This is a genomic window from Priestia sp. YIM B13486 (genome assembly GCF_042787865.1).
GTDB lineage: Bacteria > Bacillota > Bacilli > Bacillales > Bacillaceae_H > Priestia > Priestia megaterium.
In genome coordinates this window covers 459,674-473,639 of record NZ_JBHZOZ010000001.1, presented here as the reverse complement: position 1 = coordinate 473,639, position 13,966 = coordinate 459,674, and the positions used below count along the sequence as shown (strand labels likewise).

16 protein-coding genes are annotated in these 13,966 nt (G+C 38.6%); 9 read left to right on the top strand and 7 right to left on the bottom strand.

What is annotated here, in order from left to right:
• The first annotated feature begins 95 nt into the window (after positions 1–95).
• Positions 96–800, top strand: a complete 705-nt coding sequence (locus ACFX4G_RS02405; RefSeq protein WP_097824609.1) for a tRNA (adenine(22)-N(1))-methyltransferase — start codon at positions 96–98, stop codon at positions 798–800.
• A complete protein-coding gene (locus ACFX4G_RS02400) occupies positions 797–1,918 on the top strand; it encodes a Nif3-like dinuclear metal center hexameric protein (protein WP_318330925.1) in 1,122 nt (373 codons plus the stop codon). Before ACFX4G_RS02405 ends, ACFX4G_RS02400 begins: the two co-directional genes overlap by 4 nt.
• Before the next feature lie 47 nt (positions 1,919–1,965).
• Here ACFX4G_RS02400 and ACFX4G_RS02395 read toward each other — a convergent pair whose 3' ends face one another.
• Both ACFX4G_RS02395 and ACFX4G_RS02390 read right to left on the bottom strand, forming a co-directional pair.
• Positions 1,966–2,916 carry a 4-hydroxy-3-methylbut-2-enyl diphosphate reductase gene (locus ACFX4G_RS02395; RefSeq protein ID WP_013059214.1) on the bottom strand — a complete coding sequence of 317 codons (951 nt, stop codon included), beginning with the start codon at positions 2,914–2,916 and terminating at the stop codon, positions 1,966–1,968.
• A 128-nt stretch (positions 2,917–3,044) separates the two neighbouring features.
• The gene (locus ACFX4G_RS02390) at positions 3,045–3,758 is read right to left on the bottom strand and encodes a YqfQ family protein (protein WP_255255772.1); all 714 of its coding nucleotides are present in this window, start codon (positions 3,756–3,758) and stop codon (positions 3,045–3,047) included.
• Between the two features lie 176 nt (positions 3,759–3,934).
• Here ACFX4G_RS02390 and ACFX4G_RS02385 point away from each other — a divergent pair, with 176 nt between their 5' ends.
• The gene (locus tag ACFX4G_RS02385; RefSeq protein ID WP_195781845.1) at positions 3,935–5,254 is read left to right on the top strand and encodes a DEAD/DEAH box helicase; all 1,320 of its coding nucleotides are present in this window, start codon (positions 3,935–3,937) and stop codon (positions 5,252–5,254) included.
• 28 nt (positions 5,255–5,282) lie between these two features.
• Positions 5,283–6,170: a deoxyribonuclease IV gene (locus ACFX4G_RS02380; RefSeq protein ID WP_097824606.1), complete on the top strand. Its 888-nt coding sequence runs from the start codon at positions 5,283–5,285 to the stop codon at positions 6,168–6,170.
• 49 nt (positions 6,171–6,219) lie between these two features.
• Here ACFX4G_RS02380 and ACFX4G_RS02375 read toward each other — a convergent pair whose 3' ends face one another.
• Complete coding sequence (locus ACFX4G_RS02375) at positions 6,220–6,471, bottom strand: DUF2624 domain-containing protein (RefSeq protein WP_013059210.1); 252 nt, start codon at positions 6,469–6,471, stop codon at positions 6,220–6,222.
• Positions 6,472–6,744: 273 nt separating this feature from the next.
• Between ACFX4G_RS02375 and ACFX4G_RS02370 the strand changes: the two genes are divergently transcribed.
• From ACFX4G_RS02370 to ACFX4G_RS02360, 3 genes are read left to right on the top strand one after another with little or no spacing between them, the layout of a single operon-like run.
• Positions 6,745–7,524: a metal ABC transporter ATP-binding protein gene (locus tag ACFX4G_RS02370; protein WP_013059209.1), complete on the top strand. Its 780-nt coding sequence runs from the start codon at positions 6,745–6,747 to the stop codon at positions 7,522–7,524.
• On the top strand, positions 7,521–8,363 hold the full coding sequence (locus ACFX4G_RS02365; RefSeq protein ID WP_013059208.1) for a metal ABC transporter permease: 843 nt from the start codon (positions 7,521–7,523) through the stop codon (positions 8,361–8,363). The genes ACFX4G_RS02370 and ACFX4G_RS02365 overlap by 4 nt, the downstream gene beginning before the upstream one ends.
• Complete coding sequence (locus ACFX4G_RS02360; RefSeq protein ID WP_013059207.1) at positions 8,360–8,773, top strand: Fur family transcriptional regulator; 414 nt, start codon at positions 8,360–8,362, stop codon at positions 8,771–8,773. Before ACFX4G_RS02365 ends, ACFX4G_RS02360 begins: the two co-directional genes overlap by 4 nt.
• A gap of 30 nt (positions 8,774–8,803) precedes the next feature.
• Here ACFX4G_RS02360 and ACFX4G_RS02355 read toward each other — a convergent pair whose 3' ends face one another.
• A complete protein-coding gene (locus ACFX4G_RS02355; protein WP_013085038.1) occupies positions 8,804–9,379 on the bottom strand; it encodes a 5' nucleotidase, NT5C type in 576 nt (191 codons plus the stop codon).
• 259 nt (positions 9,380–9,638) lie between these two features.
• Here ACFX4G_RS02355 and ACFX4G_RS02350 point away from each other — a divergent pair, with 259 nt between their 5' ends.
• Complete coding sequence (locus ACFX4G_RS02350) at positions 9,639–10,004, top strand: G protein-coupled receptor family protein (protein ID WP_013059205.1); 366 nt, start codon at positions 9,639–9,641, stop codon at positions 10,002–10,004.
• A 37-nt stretch (positions 10,005–10,041) separates the two neighbouring features.
• Here the strand turns inward: ACFX4G_RS02350 and ispG are convergent, their stop codons facing one another.
• Positions 10,042–11,145 carry a flavodoxin-dependent (E)-4-hydroxy-3-methylbut-2-enyl-diphosphate synthase gene (gene ispG, locus ACFX4G_RS02345; protein ID WP_201763664.1) on the bottom strand — a complete coding sequence of 368 codons (1,104 nt, stop codon included), beginning with the start codon at positions 11,143–11,145 and terminating at the stop codon, positions 10,042–10,044.
• Positions 11,146–11,296: 151 nt separating this feature from the next.
• Complete coding sequence (locus ACFX4G_RS02340; RefSeq protein WP_221784583.1) at positions 11,297–11,629, bottom strand: hypothetical protein; 333 nt, start codon at positions 11,627–11,629, stop codon at positions 11,297–11,299.
• Between the two features lie 76 nt (positions 11,630–11,705).
• Between ACFX4G_RS02340 and ACFX4G_RS02335 the strand changes: the two genes are divergently transcribed.
• Entirely contained in the window at positions 11,706–12,917 is a 1,212-nt protein-coding gene (locus ACFX4G_RS02335) for an MFS transporter (protein WP_377572767.1), read from the top strand.
• Positions 12,918–13,064: 147 nt separating this feature from the next.
• On the opposite strand, the gene ACFX4G_RS02330 is transcribed toward ACFX4G_RS02335, so the two are convergent.
• Positions 13,065–13,856, bottom strand: a complete 792-nt coding sequence (locus ACFX4G_RS02330) for a DUF1189 domain-containing protein (RefSeq protein WP_377572765.1) — start codon at positions 13,854–13,856, stop codon at positions 13,065–13,067.
• Between the last annotated feature and the right edge of the window lie 110 nt (positions 13,857–13,966).

Below are 13,966 nucleotides of genomic sequence, written 5' to 3'. Positions count from 1 at the left end.
ATTCAGCTAAAAGGAAAACATGAAGAGAAATAGGAATCATGCAGCTATCTATGTTAAAATAATGAACAGTAATCACATAGAGAATAGGTGACAAAATGAATGAATTAAACTTATCAACAAGACTTGAAGAAGTAGTAAAGTCGATTCCTTTGGGAGCAAAGATAGCAGACATTGGCTCAGATCATGCATACTTGCCGTGTTTTGCTTATTTAAATGGATATATTAGCGGTGCCGTAGCAGGAGAAATTACGGAAGGGCCTCTTCAATCTGCTATTCAGCAGGTGAAAAAAACAAGCTTAACGGACGTTATTGACGTTCGAAAAGGAAACGGCCTAGAAGTAATATCACCGAATGAAGTAGACTGTATTACAATCTGCGGAATGGGCGGAACGCTTATTACGATGATTTTAGAAGAAGGAAAAGCAAAGTTAGAAGGAGTAAAAAGGCTTGTACTTCAGCCGAATATTGGTTCACATCATATTCGCAGCTGGCTGATTGAACACAACTGGGAAATCATTGATGAAAAAATCATCGAAGAAGACGGTCGTATGTATGAAGTCATCGTCGCTGAACCTGGAAACGCCTTAGCTCCTTATAACGGTGAAGTGAAAGCCGGTGTGTTAATGGGCCCTATTTTAAAAGAAAAGCGCTCTTCTGCTTTTATGACAAAGTGGACGCATGAACTAAATCATCTTAAACAAATTGTCAGCCAAATGGAGCAGGCTCAATCCGAGGAAAGCAAAGCAAAATTTCAAAAACTTACCCAAGACATCTCATTAATTGAGGAGGCGTTAAAATGAGTAAAATCCCTAACGGATTTCAAGTAATTGAAGCATTTGAATCATTTTCTCCCAAGCATTTAGCGGTTGAAGGAGATAAAATTGGTTTACAGATTGGAACGTTAAACAAGCCTGTAAAAAAAGTAATGGTAACGTTAGATGTTCTTGAAACGGTCGTAGACGAAGCGATTGAAAAACAAGTGGATTTGATTATTGCTCATCATCCTCCTATTTTTAGACCTCTAAAACAAGTGGTTACAGATCGTCCTGAAGGGCGTATTTTAGAGAAATGCATCAAACATGATATTGCTGTATATGCTGCTCATACAAACTTAGATATAGCTAAAGGCGGAGTAAATGACTTGTTGGCCGAAGCATTGGGGCTACAAGAGACAAAAGTGCTGGTTCCAACAACGTCTATTCAGCTGAAAAAGCTTGCTGTATTTGTTCCTTCAAATCATGCTGAAGCAGTGCGCACAGCTATTTGTGATGCGGGAGCTGGACATGTGGGTCTTTACAGCGACTGTACGTTTTCAACTGAAGGGGAAGGCACGTTTAAACCTTCTTCAGAAGCCAATCCATACATTGGCTCAAAAGAAGAGTTAGAATGTGTCAATGAAACAAAAGTTGAAACTATTTTTGAAGCGGTTCAGCAAAATAAAATTATTCGCGCCATGCTCAGTGCTCATCCTTACGAAGAAGTGGCCTATGACATTTATCCAGTGGAACAAACGGGCGAGACGCTTGGACTTGGACGAATTGGTAAGTTAAAAGAAGAGATGACGTTAAAACAGTTTGCCGCTCATGTTAAACAAGCATTGGATGTGGATGGTGTTAGAGTAGTAGGGTCTATGGATGCCACGGTGAAAAAAGTAGCTGTTCTTGGCGGAGATGGAAACAAATATATTACAAACGCAAAATTTAGCGGAGCAGATGCCTATGTAACAGGGGATTTGTATTTCCACGTGGCGCATGATGCAATGGCAATGGGATTAAACGTTGTAGATCCTGGTCATCATGTTGAAAAAGTCATGAGACAAGGTGTAACGCGTTTATTAAACAGTCTTTTTGATGCAAAAAACTTTGAGTGTGAAGTATTTGATTCAAAAGTAGACACAAACCCATTTACGTTTATGTAACAAAGAAAGAAGGTGTTGAAAAATGTCAACACCTTCTTTTGTGTCTATTAAGACGATTTTTTTGTTCGAACTTTTGGTAAAATCTTTGAAAGAGGCACGCTTTTTTCACGTGTCCACGTTGTTTCATCTTCTGGATCGAACTGATCTAGAAAATTGATGACCTCTTTTGTGATTGGAGTAGGGGTAGATGCGCCTGCCGTAACAGCTACGGTTTTCGCATTCATCAACCATTCAATCTGCAGCTCTGAGATGTCACCGATACGATATGCCTCAGTGCCGGCAATCTCCATTGATACTTGAGCTAAACGGTTTGAATTGTTACTTTTAGGATCTCCTACAACAATTGTAACATCTGCTTCACCTGCTTGCTCGGCTACAGCTTCTTGGCGAACTTGTGTAGCTAAACAAATTTCCTTGTGAACTTCAGCGTGCGGATATTTTTCTTTTACCTTTTCCATTACTTCTGCAACGTCCCACTGACTCATTGTTGTTTGATTTGTTACAATGATTTTCTCACGTTGAATATTTAAATGGGCTACGTCTTCTGCTTTTTCAATTAAATGAACGATATCTGGCGCGATACCAAGTGCACCTTCTGGCTCAGGATGATTTCGTTTTCCGATATAAATAACGTCATAACCTTCTTTTTCTTTTTGGCGAATAAGGTCATGGGTTTTTGTAACATCCGGACATGTAGCATCGATTGTTGTTAAGCCTTTTTCTTTTGCTCGTTCTTTTACTTCTGGAGATACTCCGTGCGCAGTAAAAATAACGGTTCCTTCATTTATTTGGTCTAAGATTTCTAGGCGATTAGCACCGTCCAGTGTGATAATGCCGTCCTCTTCAAACGCATCTGTAACGTGTTTATTATGAACAATCATTCCTAAGATATAGATTGGTCGAGGCAATGATTTATCTAAAGCGGCGTTTCGTGCAATGACCATTGCGTCTACTACACCATAACAATAGCCGCGCGGTGCAATTTTAATAACTTTCATTTCAATTTCCTCCTCATCATAATCCTGACGAGCAATTCAACTCGCTTCTATTATATAAAAGAGGAAGGAAGAATACAAAGATATTCTTTTTTTGCTCACGGTATTTCCTTAAGGAATCAGCAGATTTATCAAATATAAAGTTTTGGTTTAGACACCCGATCTCTGGATGAATGTTCAATTTCTTCTTCAAAGAAATCCAGCTCATCATCGGATGAATCCGTGCTTTCTGCGCCTGCTGATAAAACCTTACTGTCTTTGCTTTCATCAGTTTCAGAAACCTCTGTTCCTTCTGCTTCGAGTATTTCATCTGTGTCATCACTTGAGCGCAAGGCCTGATAGATTTTCCACAGAGAAGGAGCATTTTTGACAAGAGGTCCGTATTGTTGAATCATAGGTCCCATCGTTTCCGCTGCTTTTAGTACTCGCTGAACATTCCCCATCATGGAGCTCAAGTTAGCAGGGTTCGTTAATCCTTGCAAACCTCCAAGCAGGGAAGAAGAGTTAGTCGCTCCTGCAGCACCTTGGGCTCCTGAAAGTCCAGAAAACAAAGAACCTCGAGGAGCAGCTGCAGCCGCTTGTTGAAATGGTATGTTTCTATTTCCGCCTCTTCGGAATAGGCGAGTTAAGAAGTTACCTCCTCCACGGTTCAGGCCTTGCTGATTCGGGTAAAATGATTGTTGAGCATTTGTTTGCTGGGCAAAGTTACGAAACTGCTGTAATGGATTAAATTGGCCAAAGTTACCAGGTTGTTGCCCAAAGCCGTTTTGTGGTGGCATTCCTGGCATCATTCTTCTTTGCATACCGGGTGGAAATGGTGGTCTTCGCTGTAGCAAAGGACGCACCTCCTTTAGTAAAGTAGATTTTCTTTTACTATCGTATGCAACTCGCGATAAAATGTTTTTGAAACAGGTAATAAGTTTTAGTAATATGAATGAGAAGTAGTCACAGAAGGAAAAATCGATTATAATCATATATTGTGCCTTAAAAGATGAACGTGAATGTAAAAAAGGAGACTATTATGGAAAAAACAAACTTTGAACGTTTTGAGTTTCAACCATTTTTAATAGAAGCAATTAAACAATTAGGTTTTTATCAGCCTACAGAGATTCAGGAGCGCTTAATTCCTTCCGTTTTAAAAGGGGAAAGCGTAATTGGTCAGTCGCAAACAGGGACCGGCAAAACACACGCTTATTTATTGCCTTTACTTGAAAAGGTAGACCCTAAAAAAGAAGAAGTACAAGTTGTAATCACCGCTCCAACTCGTGAGCTTGCTTCTCAAATTTATCAAGAAGTATTAAAGCTAACAAAACACAGTGCTGAAGGAGAAGAAATTTCAGCAAAATGTTTTATCGGCGGTACAGATAAGCAGCGTACAATCGACAAATTAAAGAAGCAGCCTCAAGTTGTTGTAGGAACACCGGCTCGTTTGTTTGATTTAGTAAATGAAAAAGCGTTAGTTGTGTATACAACAAAGGCGTTAGTAGTAGACGAAGCTGATTTAATGCTTGATATGGGATTTTTAGAAGATGTGGACCGTTTGGCAAGCAATATGCCTGAAAAATTACAGATGCTTGTTTTTTCAGCAACTATTCCTGAAAAATTAAAGCCATTCTTAAAAAAATACATGGAAAATCCAAAATTTACGCATGTTTCGCCGAAGCAAGCAGCAGCAGCTAAATTAGAGCATGTATTAGTTCCACTGCGTCATCGTAACAAGTTTAAGCTGCTGCATGATATGCTTATTTCGTATAATCCTTATTTAGCTATCGTCTTTACAAATACAAAGAAAATGGCGGACGAAGTAGCAGATGATCTACTGTCTAAAGGATTAAAAGTAGGAAGAATTCACGGAGACTTATCTCCTCGTGACCGTAAGAAAATGATGAAGCAAATTAATAATTTAGAATTTCAATACGTAGTAGCGACAGATTTAGCAGCTCGCGGTATTGATATTGAAGGAATTTCACACGTTATTAACTTTGAGCTTCCTTCAGATCTAGATTTCTACATTCACCGCGTAGGACGTACAGCTCGTGCCGGTCATTCTGGAATTGCTGCTACAATCTTCGATGTGGAAGATGAAGATGCAGTAAATAAGCTAGAGAAAATGGGAATCGAGTTTGTAAACAAAGATCTTCAAAAGCAAGAATGGATTTCCATCGATGACCGTAACCGCCGTAAAAAGCGTGTGAAGAAAGCGGATGAAGTGGGAGAAGAGGCACATCGCTTTATTCAAAAGCCGAAGAAAGTAAAGCCTGGCTACAAGAAAAAACGTGCTCGTGAAATTACAAAGTATGTGCAAAAGAAAAAGCGTAGTGAAAGACGCAACAATCGTTAATCGCAATAGGTTAGAGGTGTAAAAAGTAATGTTGAAAATTGGTTCTCACGTATCAATGAGCGGCAAAAAGATGCTTTTAGGAGCAAGTGAAGAGGCAGCTTCTTACGGAGCAAATACGTTTATGATCTATACAGGCGCTCCACAAAATACTCGTCGCAAAAAGATTGAAGAGCTTAATATTGAAGCTGGTCTTTTGCATATGAAAGAGCATGGAATGACAGATATTGTTGTACATGCTCCCTATATCATTAATCTAGGAAATACAACAAAGCCCGAAACATTTGAGCTTGGAGTAGATTTCTTAACGTCTGAAATTCAGCGCACCCATGCTCTTGGCGCAAAGCAAATTGTTCTTCACCCAGGAGCTCACGTGGGCGCTGGAGCAGATGCCGGTATTCAGCAAATTATCAAAGGTCTAAACGAAGTGTTGACAGCTGATCAAGAAGTTCAAATTGCGCTTGAGACAATGGCTGGAAAAGGAACAGAGTGTGGAAGAAGCTTTGAAGAAATTGCCCAAATTATTGATGGCGTGACGCACAATGAAAAGCTCTCTGTTTGTTTTGACACATGTCACGTTCATGACGCTGGTTATGATCTCGTTCAAGACTTTGACGGTGTATTAAATGAATTTGACAAAACCGTAGGAATACAGCGAATTAAAGTGCTTCACATCAATGATAGTAAAAATGTACGCGGTGCTCGAAAAGACCGCCATGAAAACATTGGGTTTGGTGAAATTGGATTTGGTGCACTGAATTATATTGTTCATCACCCAGCGTTTAAAGAAGTTCCTAAAATTCTAGAAACTCCTTATGTAGGAGAAGATAAGAAGAATAAAAAAGCACCATATCAGTTGGAAATTGATATGATTCGTGCACAAAGCTTTGATTCAGAGCTAAAACAAAAGCTTATGTAATTTTATATGTGATTGAAAGAGGTCATGTCTGTAGACATGACCTCTTCTTTTACATCAACTGCTGAAATAATTCGTTCACTCGTCTGGCAGTTTCACGATCTGTTACTTGAGCAATTTGTTTGATTAAATTTCGGCGCTCTTCAAGGTTATAAATATTTACGGGCTGCTGTCTAATGACGGATACAAGTGTGTGTGCCTGCTGATCTGTAATGGGGATGTTGTATTGTTTGCTATACTTTAAAAGCTCTTTCGGGGTAATGTTGTTTACTTTCTTATTGACAATCTGTTGTACAATTTTCATATGATTACCTCCTCGTCATATACAGTTTATGAATAAAAAAGAAAGATGTGACTATATTGTGTAATAAAACAACATTTCGAGCCGGATGAACTTACGGAGGCAAGAAAGCGAAGGAGTGAAACGGCTTAGTTTACAAATAAAAGACAATCCTGTATACTACATTAATGACTAAATCGTAATGATTCTGAGAAAGTAAATGGGTAACGGAGTATACGATAGAAACCGTGCCCTCTTTTGTATGGAGAAATATAAAAAAAGAATGGTGAGGCGCATATGAATACACCTGATATCATTGAAATTGATCATTTATCATTTCAATATGATGGAGTGAATGTATTAGAAGATATAAGTTTTTCAATTCCAAAAGGAGCTTTTTTGGGTCTCGTTGGTCCAAATGGCTCTGGGAAATCAACGCTAATCAAATGTTTGCTTGGTTTGCAAAAACCATCTCAAGGTGCAATTCGTTTATTTGGAAAAGATCAGAGAAGGTTTAAAGAACGAAGTAAAATTGGATATGTATCGCAAAAAGCGAATAGTTTCAACAGCGGCTTTCCTGCTACCGTTTTTGAAGTGGTTTCCACGGGTCTTACTTCAAAATTAGGTTTGTTTCGCTTTATGAATGCTTCTCATAAACAAAAAGTGAAAGAAGCGGTAGAAGCAGTGGGGATGAGCGAATTTTTAAATCGAAACATAGGAGAACTATCCGGTGGCCAGCAGCAGCGAATTTTTATTGCGCGCGCGCTTGTAAGCGAACCCGAGCTGTTAATTTTAGATGAGCCAACAGTCGGAGTGGATGCACAAAATGTGTACACTTTTTATGAGCTTCTTGAAAAGTTAAATAAAGAAAAAGGCATTACGCTTGTGCTTGTTACTCACGATATTGGCACTGTCTCAGAAAAAGTAACCCACGTTGCTTGTTTAAATAAATTTCTACACTTTCATGGGAATGCCAAAGAATTCGAACAGCTTTGTGAACATGACGTATCTATGTTTTATGGTCATAATGTTCATGTGTTAACCCATGATCATCATCATGGAGGGCAGCACGTATGATAAGCAGTTTATTTCAATTTGAGTTTTTACGAAATGCATTTTTAACCGGTATGATTATTGGCGTCTTAGCTCCTTTATTGGGCACGTTCATCGTAGTAAGACGTCTTTCTTTAATTGCAGACGCGTTAAGTCACGTGACGCTAGCGGGGATTTCTGCGAGCTTGCTTCTTAGTCAGAAAATAGGGTTTATGCAAGGAGTGAACCCCGTCTATTTAGGGATGGTATCTTCCGTTACAGGCGCTCTTTTTATTGAAAAACTTCGAAGCGTCTACAAGCATTACCAAGAGCTGGCCATTCCGATTATTTTATCGGGCGGAATTGGTATTAGTGCAATTTGTATCTCGCTAGCGGACGGTTTTAATAATGATTTAATGAATTATTTGTTTGGAAGCGTAAGTGCGGTGAGTCGTTCGGATCTTTGGACAGTTGTTGTCATAGCCGTATTTGTTATAGCTATTGTCTTTTTCTTATATAAAGAATTGTTTATTTTATCTTTTGACGAGGAGCACGCTTCTGCTTCTGGGATTAAATCGAAGTGGATGCACTTTTTATTTATTGTGATGGTTGCTCTTGTCATTGCTGTATCGATGCGTATCGTCGGTATCTTATTAGTGTCATCTCTTATGACTCTTCCTGTAGCAGCAAGCATTCGCTTAGCTAGAGGCTTTAAACAAACGATTCTGCTTTCGGTGATTTTTGGTGAAATATCTGTTTTAGGCGGATTATTTTCAGCGTACTACTTGGATTTAGCACCAGGCGGTACAATTGTTGTCATTGCTGTTGTTATTTTAATCATATCTATTATGATTAATAAAGGACGGAAGGGGAAACAAAAATGAATTTAACTGAAGCCATTCATTTGTTAAAAGATCAAGGATATAAACATACAGGAAAGCGTGAAGAAATGCTTGCCTTGTTTTCAAAATCAAATAAGTACTTAACGGCAAAAGATGTATTAGAGTACATGAAGCCCGATTATCCTGGTCTGAGTTTTGATACCATTTACCGTAATTTATCATTGTTTGTGGAGTTAGGTGTACTTGAAATGACGGAGCTTTCGAGCGAAAAGCACTTTCGATTTAAATGTGCGACCGCCCATCATCATCACCACTTCATTTGTTTAGATTGTGGAAAAACAAAAGAAATTGAAGCTTGTCCGATGGAGTATGTAGACGAGGATTTGCGAGGGTACAATATTACAGGCCATAAATTTGAAATTTACGGTCAATGTATAGAATGTAATCAATAAAAAAGAGAGGGCGTTATGCACCTCTCTTTTTTATTTTTGCTGTTCTTTTAACCAGCTGGCTACCCACTGATCTGCTTCTAGCCAATTGTATACGCGAACCACTCCTTTTGGAACAGGTAAGCGATTATAAGGAGTATCAAATAAGATAACGGGGATATTGCATTCTTCACTGATTTCACAAGCATTATCATGTTTGTCTTCAAAAAAGATATCAACATCATATCGTTTTGCTGTCTCAACTTTAAAATGAGAACCGACTAACTCAATGTGATGAAACGATAGTTCATTTTTTTGAAACCATTCTTCCGTGACGTCCAATAGCTTATCGTGCCTTGCACTAATAAAGAATAATTCGTGCTTTTGATGCCATTTTTGCAAAACAGCTTTTGCATCGTCTGCAAGTGGAGAGGTTTCGTAAATAGAGCGTTCATTTGCTTTAAACCATTTCCCGAGTTCAGCAGGTGATACATTTACAAAAGGGCTGAAATCATATTCTGTAATGTCTTCAAGTGTTAAATTTAAGTTAAAGGCTTTATTTAAATGAGGAACAAAAGTTTCAGGAGAAGTAACAGTTCCATCAATGTCAATTCCAAACTTTTTCGTCAACTACGTGCACTCCTTTAATACGTTTATTCTACTTAGGTGCTTGATTATTCTTGTCTAGTGTAACATAAAGCCCAAAGAGAAACAGTAATACTTTTTATACGCCTTTGGCAAAACGTAATGATCACTGCACGGCCTGGTGATTGCGTTTGTACCTATTTCTTGTAAGAGAGTGAGCGGCTGTATAAGATTAACACTTATAATTTTTCCTCGCATTCAGATACTATAAATGCTCCTTATTTACGAAAGCGAGGGATTAAGCATGGAGAATGAAGAACAAAGGCGTAGAAAAGATGTATATGAAGCTGATTTCATGGAAGAAACTGCAGCTGAAGTGGGCGTTCCTTACCGAGTAGGAGAGCCTCATGCAGAGCGTGAAGTTATAGATATTGATCGCAATCGCAATCATGAAGTCGCTGGACGAGGAGAAGGAACGGGATACGGTCGTTTCGCACTCGTGCTTTCGATTCTTTCACTATTCTTTTTACCAATTATTCTTGGTGCCGCTGGGATTATTCTAGGGTTTATCGCACGCAGAAAAGGAGCACTTACGCTAGGAGCATGGGCAATAGGGATCGGAGTTGTATCGATTATTGTCGGTACGTTTATATTACCGTTCTTTTCATAAAAAAAAGCGAGGCGCATATGCGCCTCGCTTTTTTTAGTTATGATTTAGCTGCAGCTTTTTCAGCTTCTTGCTTTGCGTGATATTCAGCAGCAATTTTATCAATTTCTTTTTTTAGTTCCTCAACCATTGTTTCTTCAGGAACTTTGCGTACGATTTCGCCTTTGCGGAATAGTAGACCTTCACCGCGTGCTCCCGCAATCCCGATATCAGCTTCACGAGCTTCACCAGGACCGTTTACAGCGCAGCCAAGTACCGCTACTTTAATCGGTGCTTTTACAGTTGAAATATACTCTTCAACTTCATTAGCAATGCTAATTAAATCAATTTCAATACGTCCGCAAGTTGGGCAAGAAATAAGCGTTGCGGCATTGGAAGCTAAACCGAATGATTTTAGCAATTCGCGCGCAACTTTTACTTCTTCTACAGGATCCGCACTTAAAGAAATACGTAGTGTATTTCCGATTCCTTTAGATAAAATAGCGCCAAGACCTGCTGCACTTTTTACAGTTCCTGCAAATAATGTACCCGATTCTGTAATTCCTAAGTGAAGAGGGTAGTCAAATGCTTGAGCAGCTTTTTCATAAGCTTCAATTGCCAAGTTAACATCCGATGCTTTCATTGAAACGATGATGTCATGGAAATCAAGGTCTTCTAAAATTTTAATGTGATGAAGTGCACTTTCTACCATGCCATCTGCTGTCGGATAGCCGTATTTGTCTAAAATACGTTTTTCAAGTGAACCAGCGTTAACTCCAATACGAATTGGAATATTTTTAGCTTTTGCAGCATTTACAACAGCTTCCACTTTTTCACGGCGACCGATATTACCAGGATTGATACGGATTTTATCCGCTCCACCTTCAATTGCTTTTAATGCTAAGCGGTAGTCAAAATGAATATCCACAACTAATGGAATGTTAATGCGTTTTTTAATTTCAGGGATTGCATCTGCTGCGCGCTCGTCTGGACAAGCAACACGAACAACTTGGCATCCTGCTTCTTCTAAACGTTTAATTTCTGCAACCGTTGCTTCAACATCATGTGTCTTAGTGGTTGTCATACTTTGAATAACTAACTCGTTGCTGCCTCCGATTGTTAAATCTCCAACTTTAACCGGGCGTGTTTTTGTACGATGTATAATTTCACTCACGTGATAATCTCTCCTTCAAAATGAAATCAAGAATTTGAATTCATTAATAGAATAACTCTTTATGAACAAAATAACTAGTAGAAAGTACTACCTTAGCTATTTTAACAATGACTATCCCATCTTGACAAGAAGAATGCTGTCATTACTTGTAAATAGGGAACTTATACGTTTTTCCAATTTGAATATCCTCAGGCGCTGTACCGTTATTTAACTTTTTGAAGTCTGTAATCATTTGGTTCATAGAAACCGGTATCGCTTTTTTTGTAAGCTCCTCAATGACGGACAAAACTGTATCGCCTGGCTTAATTTTTATTTTTGTATAGGTGGAAGAAGAGCTGGCGGCTTTTGTTTCTGCAGGCTGCGCTTTGCTGACTTGAACTGCTTCAGTAGCAGTGGGAATGGTCCCGTATTTAATGTCGTAGTGACAAATATATCCGATAAAAGCGAAAGCGGCTAATGCACATAGCTTTTTCATTATGCTCCTCCTTCATTCTTTTGCTTATGTGTAAAGCCTATGCTTGTCTTACTTAAATATGATTGGAGAACGAAAATTGAAAGAAAAATTAATGATTGTTTCATTAGGCTTATTGCCTTTAATCATGGTGCTGGGAAATTCCATGCTCATTCCTCTGCTGCCAAGCATTCAAAAGTCACTTCACTTAAGCGGAGTTCAAACCAGTTTGATACTGAGTGCATTTTCAATTCCAGCCGCATTGTGTATTCCTGCTGTAGGGATTTTATCAGACCGGTATGGGCGTAAAAAGTTAATCATATATTCACTCGTCATGATGATAATAGGTAGTGTCATTGCTGCTAGTAGTGCTTCATTCTCTTCTGGAAACTTTGCTGTGTTGATAGCAGGCAGAGTCATTCAAGGGATTGGAGCTGCAGGTACTACAACGTTGGCAATGGCATTAACTGGAGATGTATTTGCAGGGGAAAAAAGAGCAAAAGTCCTCGGGATTTTAGAAGTGTATAACGGAGTTGGAAAAGTGGTTGCACCGATAATTGGAGCATCGGCAGCACTCGTCGTATGGTATGCCGCGTTTTTTGTCTATCCTTTAGCTGCAGGCGCTGCTTTAGTAGGTATAGTGAGGTATGTGAGAGAAGGGAAAACAGGTTCGGATTCAGTATCTGTTCAAGAATATTTAAAGAGAGCCATTGGGATTGTCTATGATAAAAGAAAATCGCTTTTTCCTTTATTCTTTGTCGGGGGATTGGGGTTGTTTTTATTATTTGGCATTTTATATTATTTATCTTTTCTAATAGAGGAAACGTATCATATAGACGGTTTTTTTAAAGGAACCGCTTTTTTATTTCCTCTTGGTGCGATGACGCTCGTTTCTTATTGGACCGGTCAACGCATCAAAACAGATGTAGAGCTCATGAAAAAATTAATGATAGTAGGGATAATTTTTTTATTCCTGATGTTTGGAGTATTAACGATTATTTATACGCTTCCTGTGCTGATGTTTTGTTTGACAGTCGCCTTTGGCGGCTTAGGATTTGTTCTTCCGTGTATTAATATGATGATTACTTCAGCGGCTTCAGACGAAGAAAGAGGGTTTATTGTATCCATTTATGGAACGGTGAGATTTTTAGGAGTAGCGTTGGGACCTGTTGTTTTTGAAGTGTGGATGCATACTGAAAGGCTGATGTTTGTTTACAGCTTTATTCTGCTCACAGCAGGAGGTTTGTGGGTTTTGTATCAGTTGAAAATTCTTTCTTCTGGAATGGGAAGAAGAAAAGTTGTACCGAAATAAAGAGGCTGAGACTTAACTAAATCACTCCAATCACCAGCTAGAAGCAGCCGCATACATGAAACCTGCGTTCACCATATCAATAAAAAAATCCAAAAGAGGTGGATTCTCTATCAAGAATCTAGATTCCTCGTTTGGATTCTCCTTCAACTAAAATACGTTTGTCCCAGCACCTTTATTAGGTTTTACCTTTTTTCTTATAGGAACCCTTGTGACGAGCAACAAGTAAATGAAGAATGTTCCTATCCAGTAAAGAGAGCTATGTAATGCTAGAGACAAAGAAAAAGCTTCAAAAAGCGTATAAAGCAGCGTGAAGGCTACCGTACTATAAGCACTCAGTGCCCATAGCTGCTTGAAAGGAAGCTGCTTTTTAGCAATGATTCCAATCAGCTTTCCAAGATAAGCAAGGCAGGTAATAGAAAGGAAGTTTAGTCCAGATGTTAATACGTACAGTAAAAGCATAGCGATAGGGACAAGTATGTATAAAGAAAATTTTTGTTCGTGCAGCAAGTTTAACAGTTCATTTTTATCTTTATGGTGCCAGTTTAGCAACTCATATGAATACGTTTGTGTTTGTGAATTAGTCGTGATGTAAATTCCATCCTTTAAAAACCCAATGGCATGAGCAGGGGAATGAAATCGTTCAATAGACTGTGAGGGGTTTAAGATAAAAGCGGTACCGTTTACTTTTTTTGTGAAAGGTTGACTTGACGTAAGCTGTGAGTTTGAAATAGAAAAAGAAGAAACAGATTTCGGAAGATCTGTAGTAGCGATATGATAGCCGTTTACAATCGTCAAAGTCATAAAGAAAAATGTAGGCAGCAAAGAAATAAATGTTAAAAACAGCACAAAGCCAATTGTTTTATTCGTATGCTCAAAGCGAAGCGACCTTATTTTTTTGAAGGAAGTAAAACTCCATGCCATCTTTTTCAGCATGCTCATTGTAAAGCCTCCTTATATTAAAAATTCTAACTATCTCTTATTTTATAGCGAGAATTCAAGGTTTACAATAGGTTCTAGAAATCGTTTCCAATTACAATGTAAATATACTG

Bases quoted from the DNA above. Each gene is read 5' to 3' on its own strand.
- ACFX4G_RS02330 (WP_377572765.1), bottom strand. From the start codon at position 13,856: ATGAGCATGCTGAAAAAGATGGCATGGAGTTTTACTTCCTTCAAAAAA.
- ACFX4G_RS02340 (WP_221784583.1), bottom strand. From the start codon at position 11,629: ATGAAAAAGCTATGTGCATTAGCCGCTTTCGCTTTTATCGGATATATT.
- ACFX4G_RS02350 (WP_013059205.1), top strand. From the start codon at position 9,639: ATGGAGAATGAAGAACAAAGGCGTAGAAAAGATGTATATGAAGCTGAT.
- ACFX4G_RS02395 (WP_013059214.1), bottom strand. From the start codon at position 2,916: ATGAAAGTTATTAAAATTGCACCGCGCGGCTATTGTTATGGTGTAGTA.
- ACFX4G_RS02360 (WP_013059207.1), top strand. From the start codon at position 8,360: ATGAATTTAACTGAAGCCATTCATTTGTTAAAAGATCAAGGATATAAA.
- ACFX4G_RS02400 (WP_318330925.1), top strand. From the start codon at position 797: ATGAGTAAAATCCCTAACGGATTTCAAGTAATTGAAGCATTTGAATCA.
- ACFX4G_RS02385 (WP_195781845.1), top strand. From the start codon at position 3,935: ATGGAAAAAACAAACTTTGAACGTTTTGAGTTTCAACCATTTTTAATA.
- ACFX4G_RS02405 (WP_097824609.1), top strand. From the start codon at position 96: ATGAATGAATTAAACTTATCAACAAGACTTGAAGAAGTAGTAAAGTCG.
- ACFX4G_RS02375 (WP_013059210.1), bottom strand. From the start codon at position 6,471: ATGAAAATTGTACAACAGATTGTCAATAAGAAAGTAAACAACATTACC.
- ACFX4G_RS02370 (WP_013059209.1), top strand. From the start codon at position 6,745: ATGAATACACCTGATATCATTGAAATTGATCATTTATCATTTCAATAT.
- ACFX4G_RS02380 (WP_097824606.1), top strand. From the start codon at position 5,283: ATGTTGAAAATTGGTTCTCACGTATCAATGAGCGGCAAAAAGATGCTT.
- ACFX4G_RS02365 (WP_013059208.1), top strand. From the start codon at position 7,521: ATGATAAGCAGTTTATTTCAATTTGAGTTTTTACGAAATGCATTTTTA.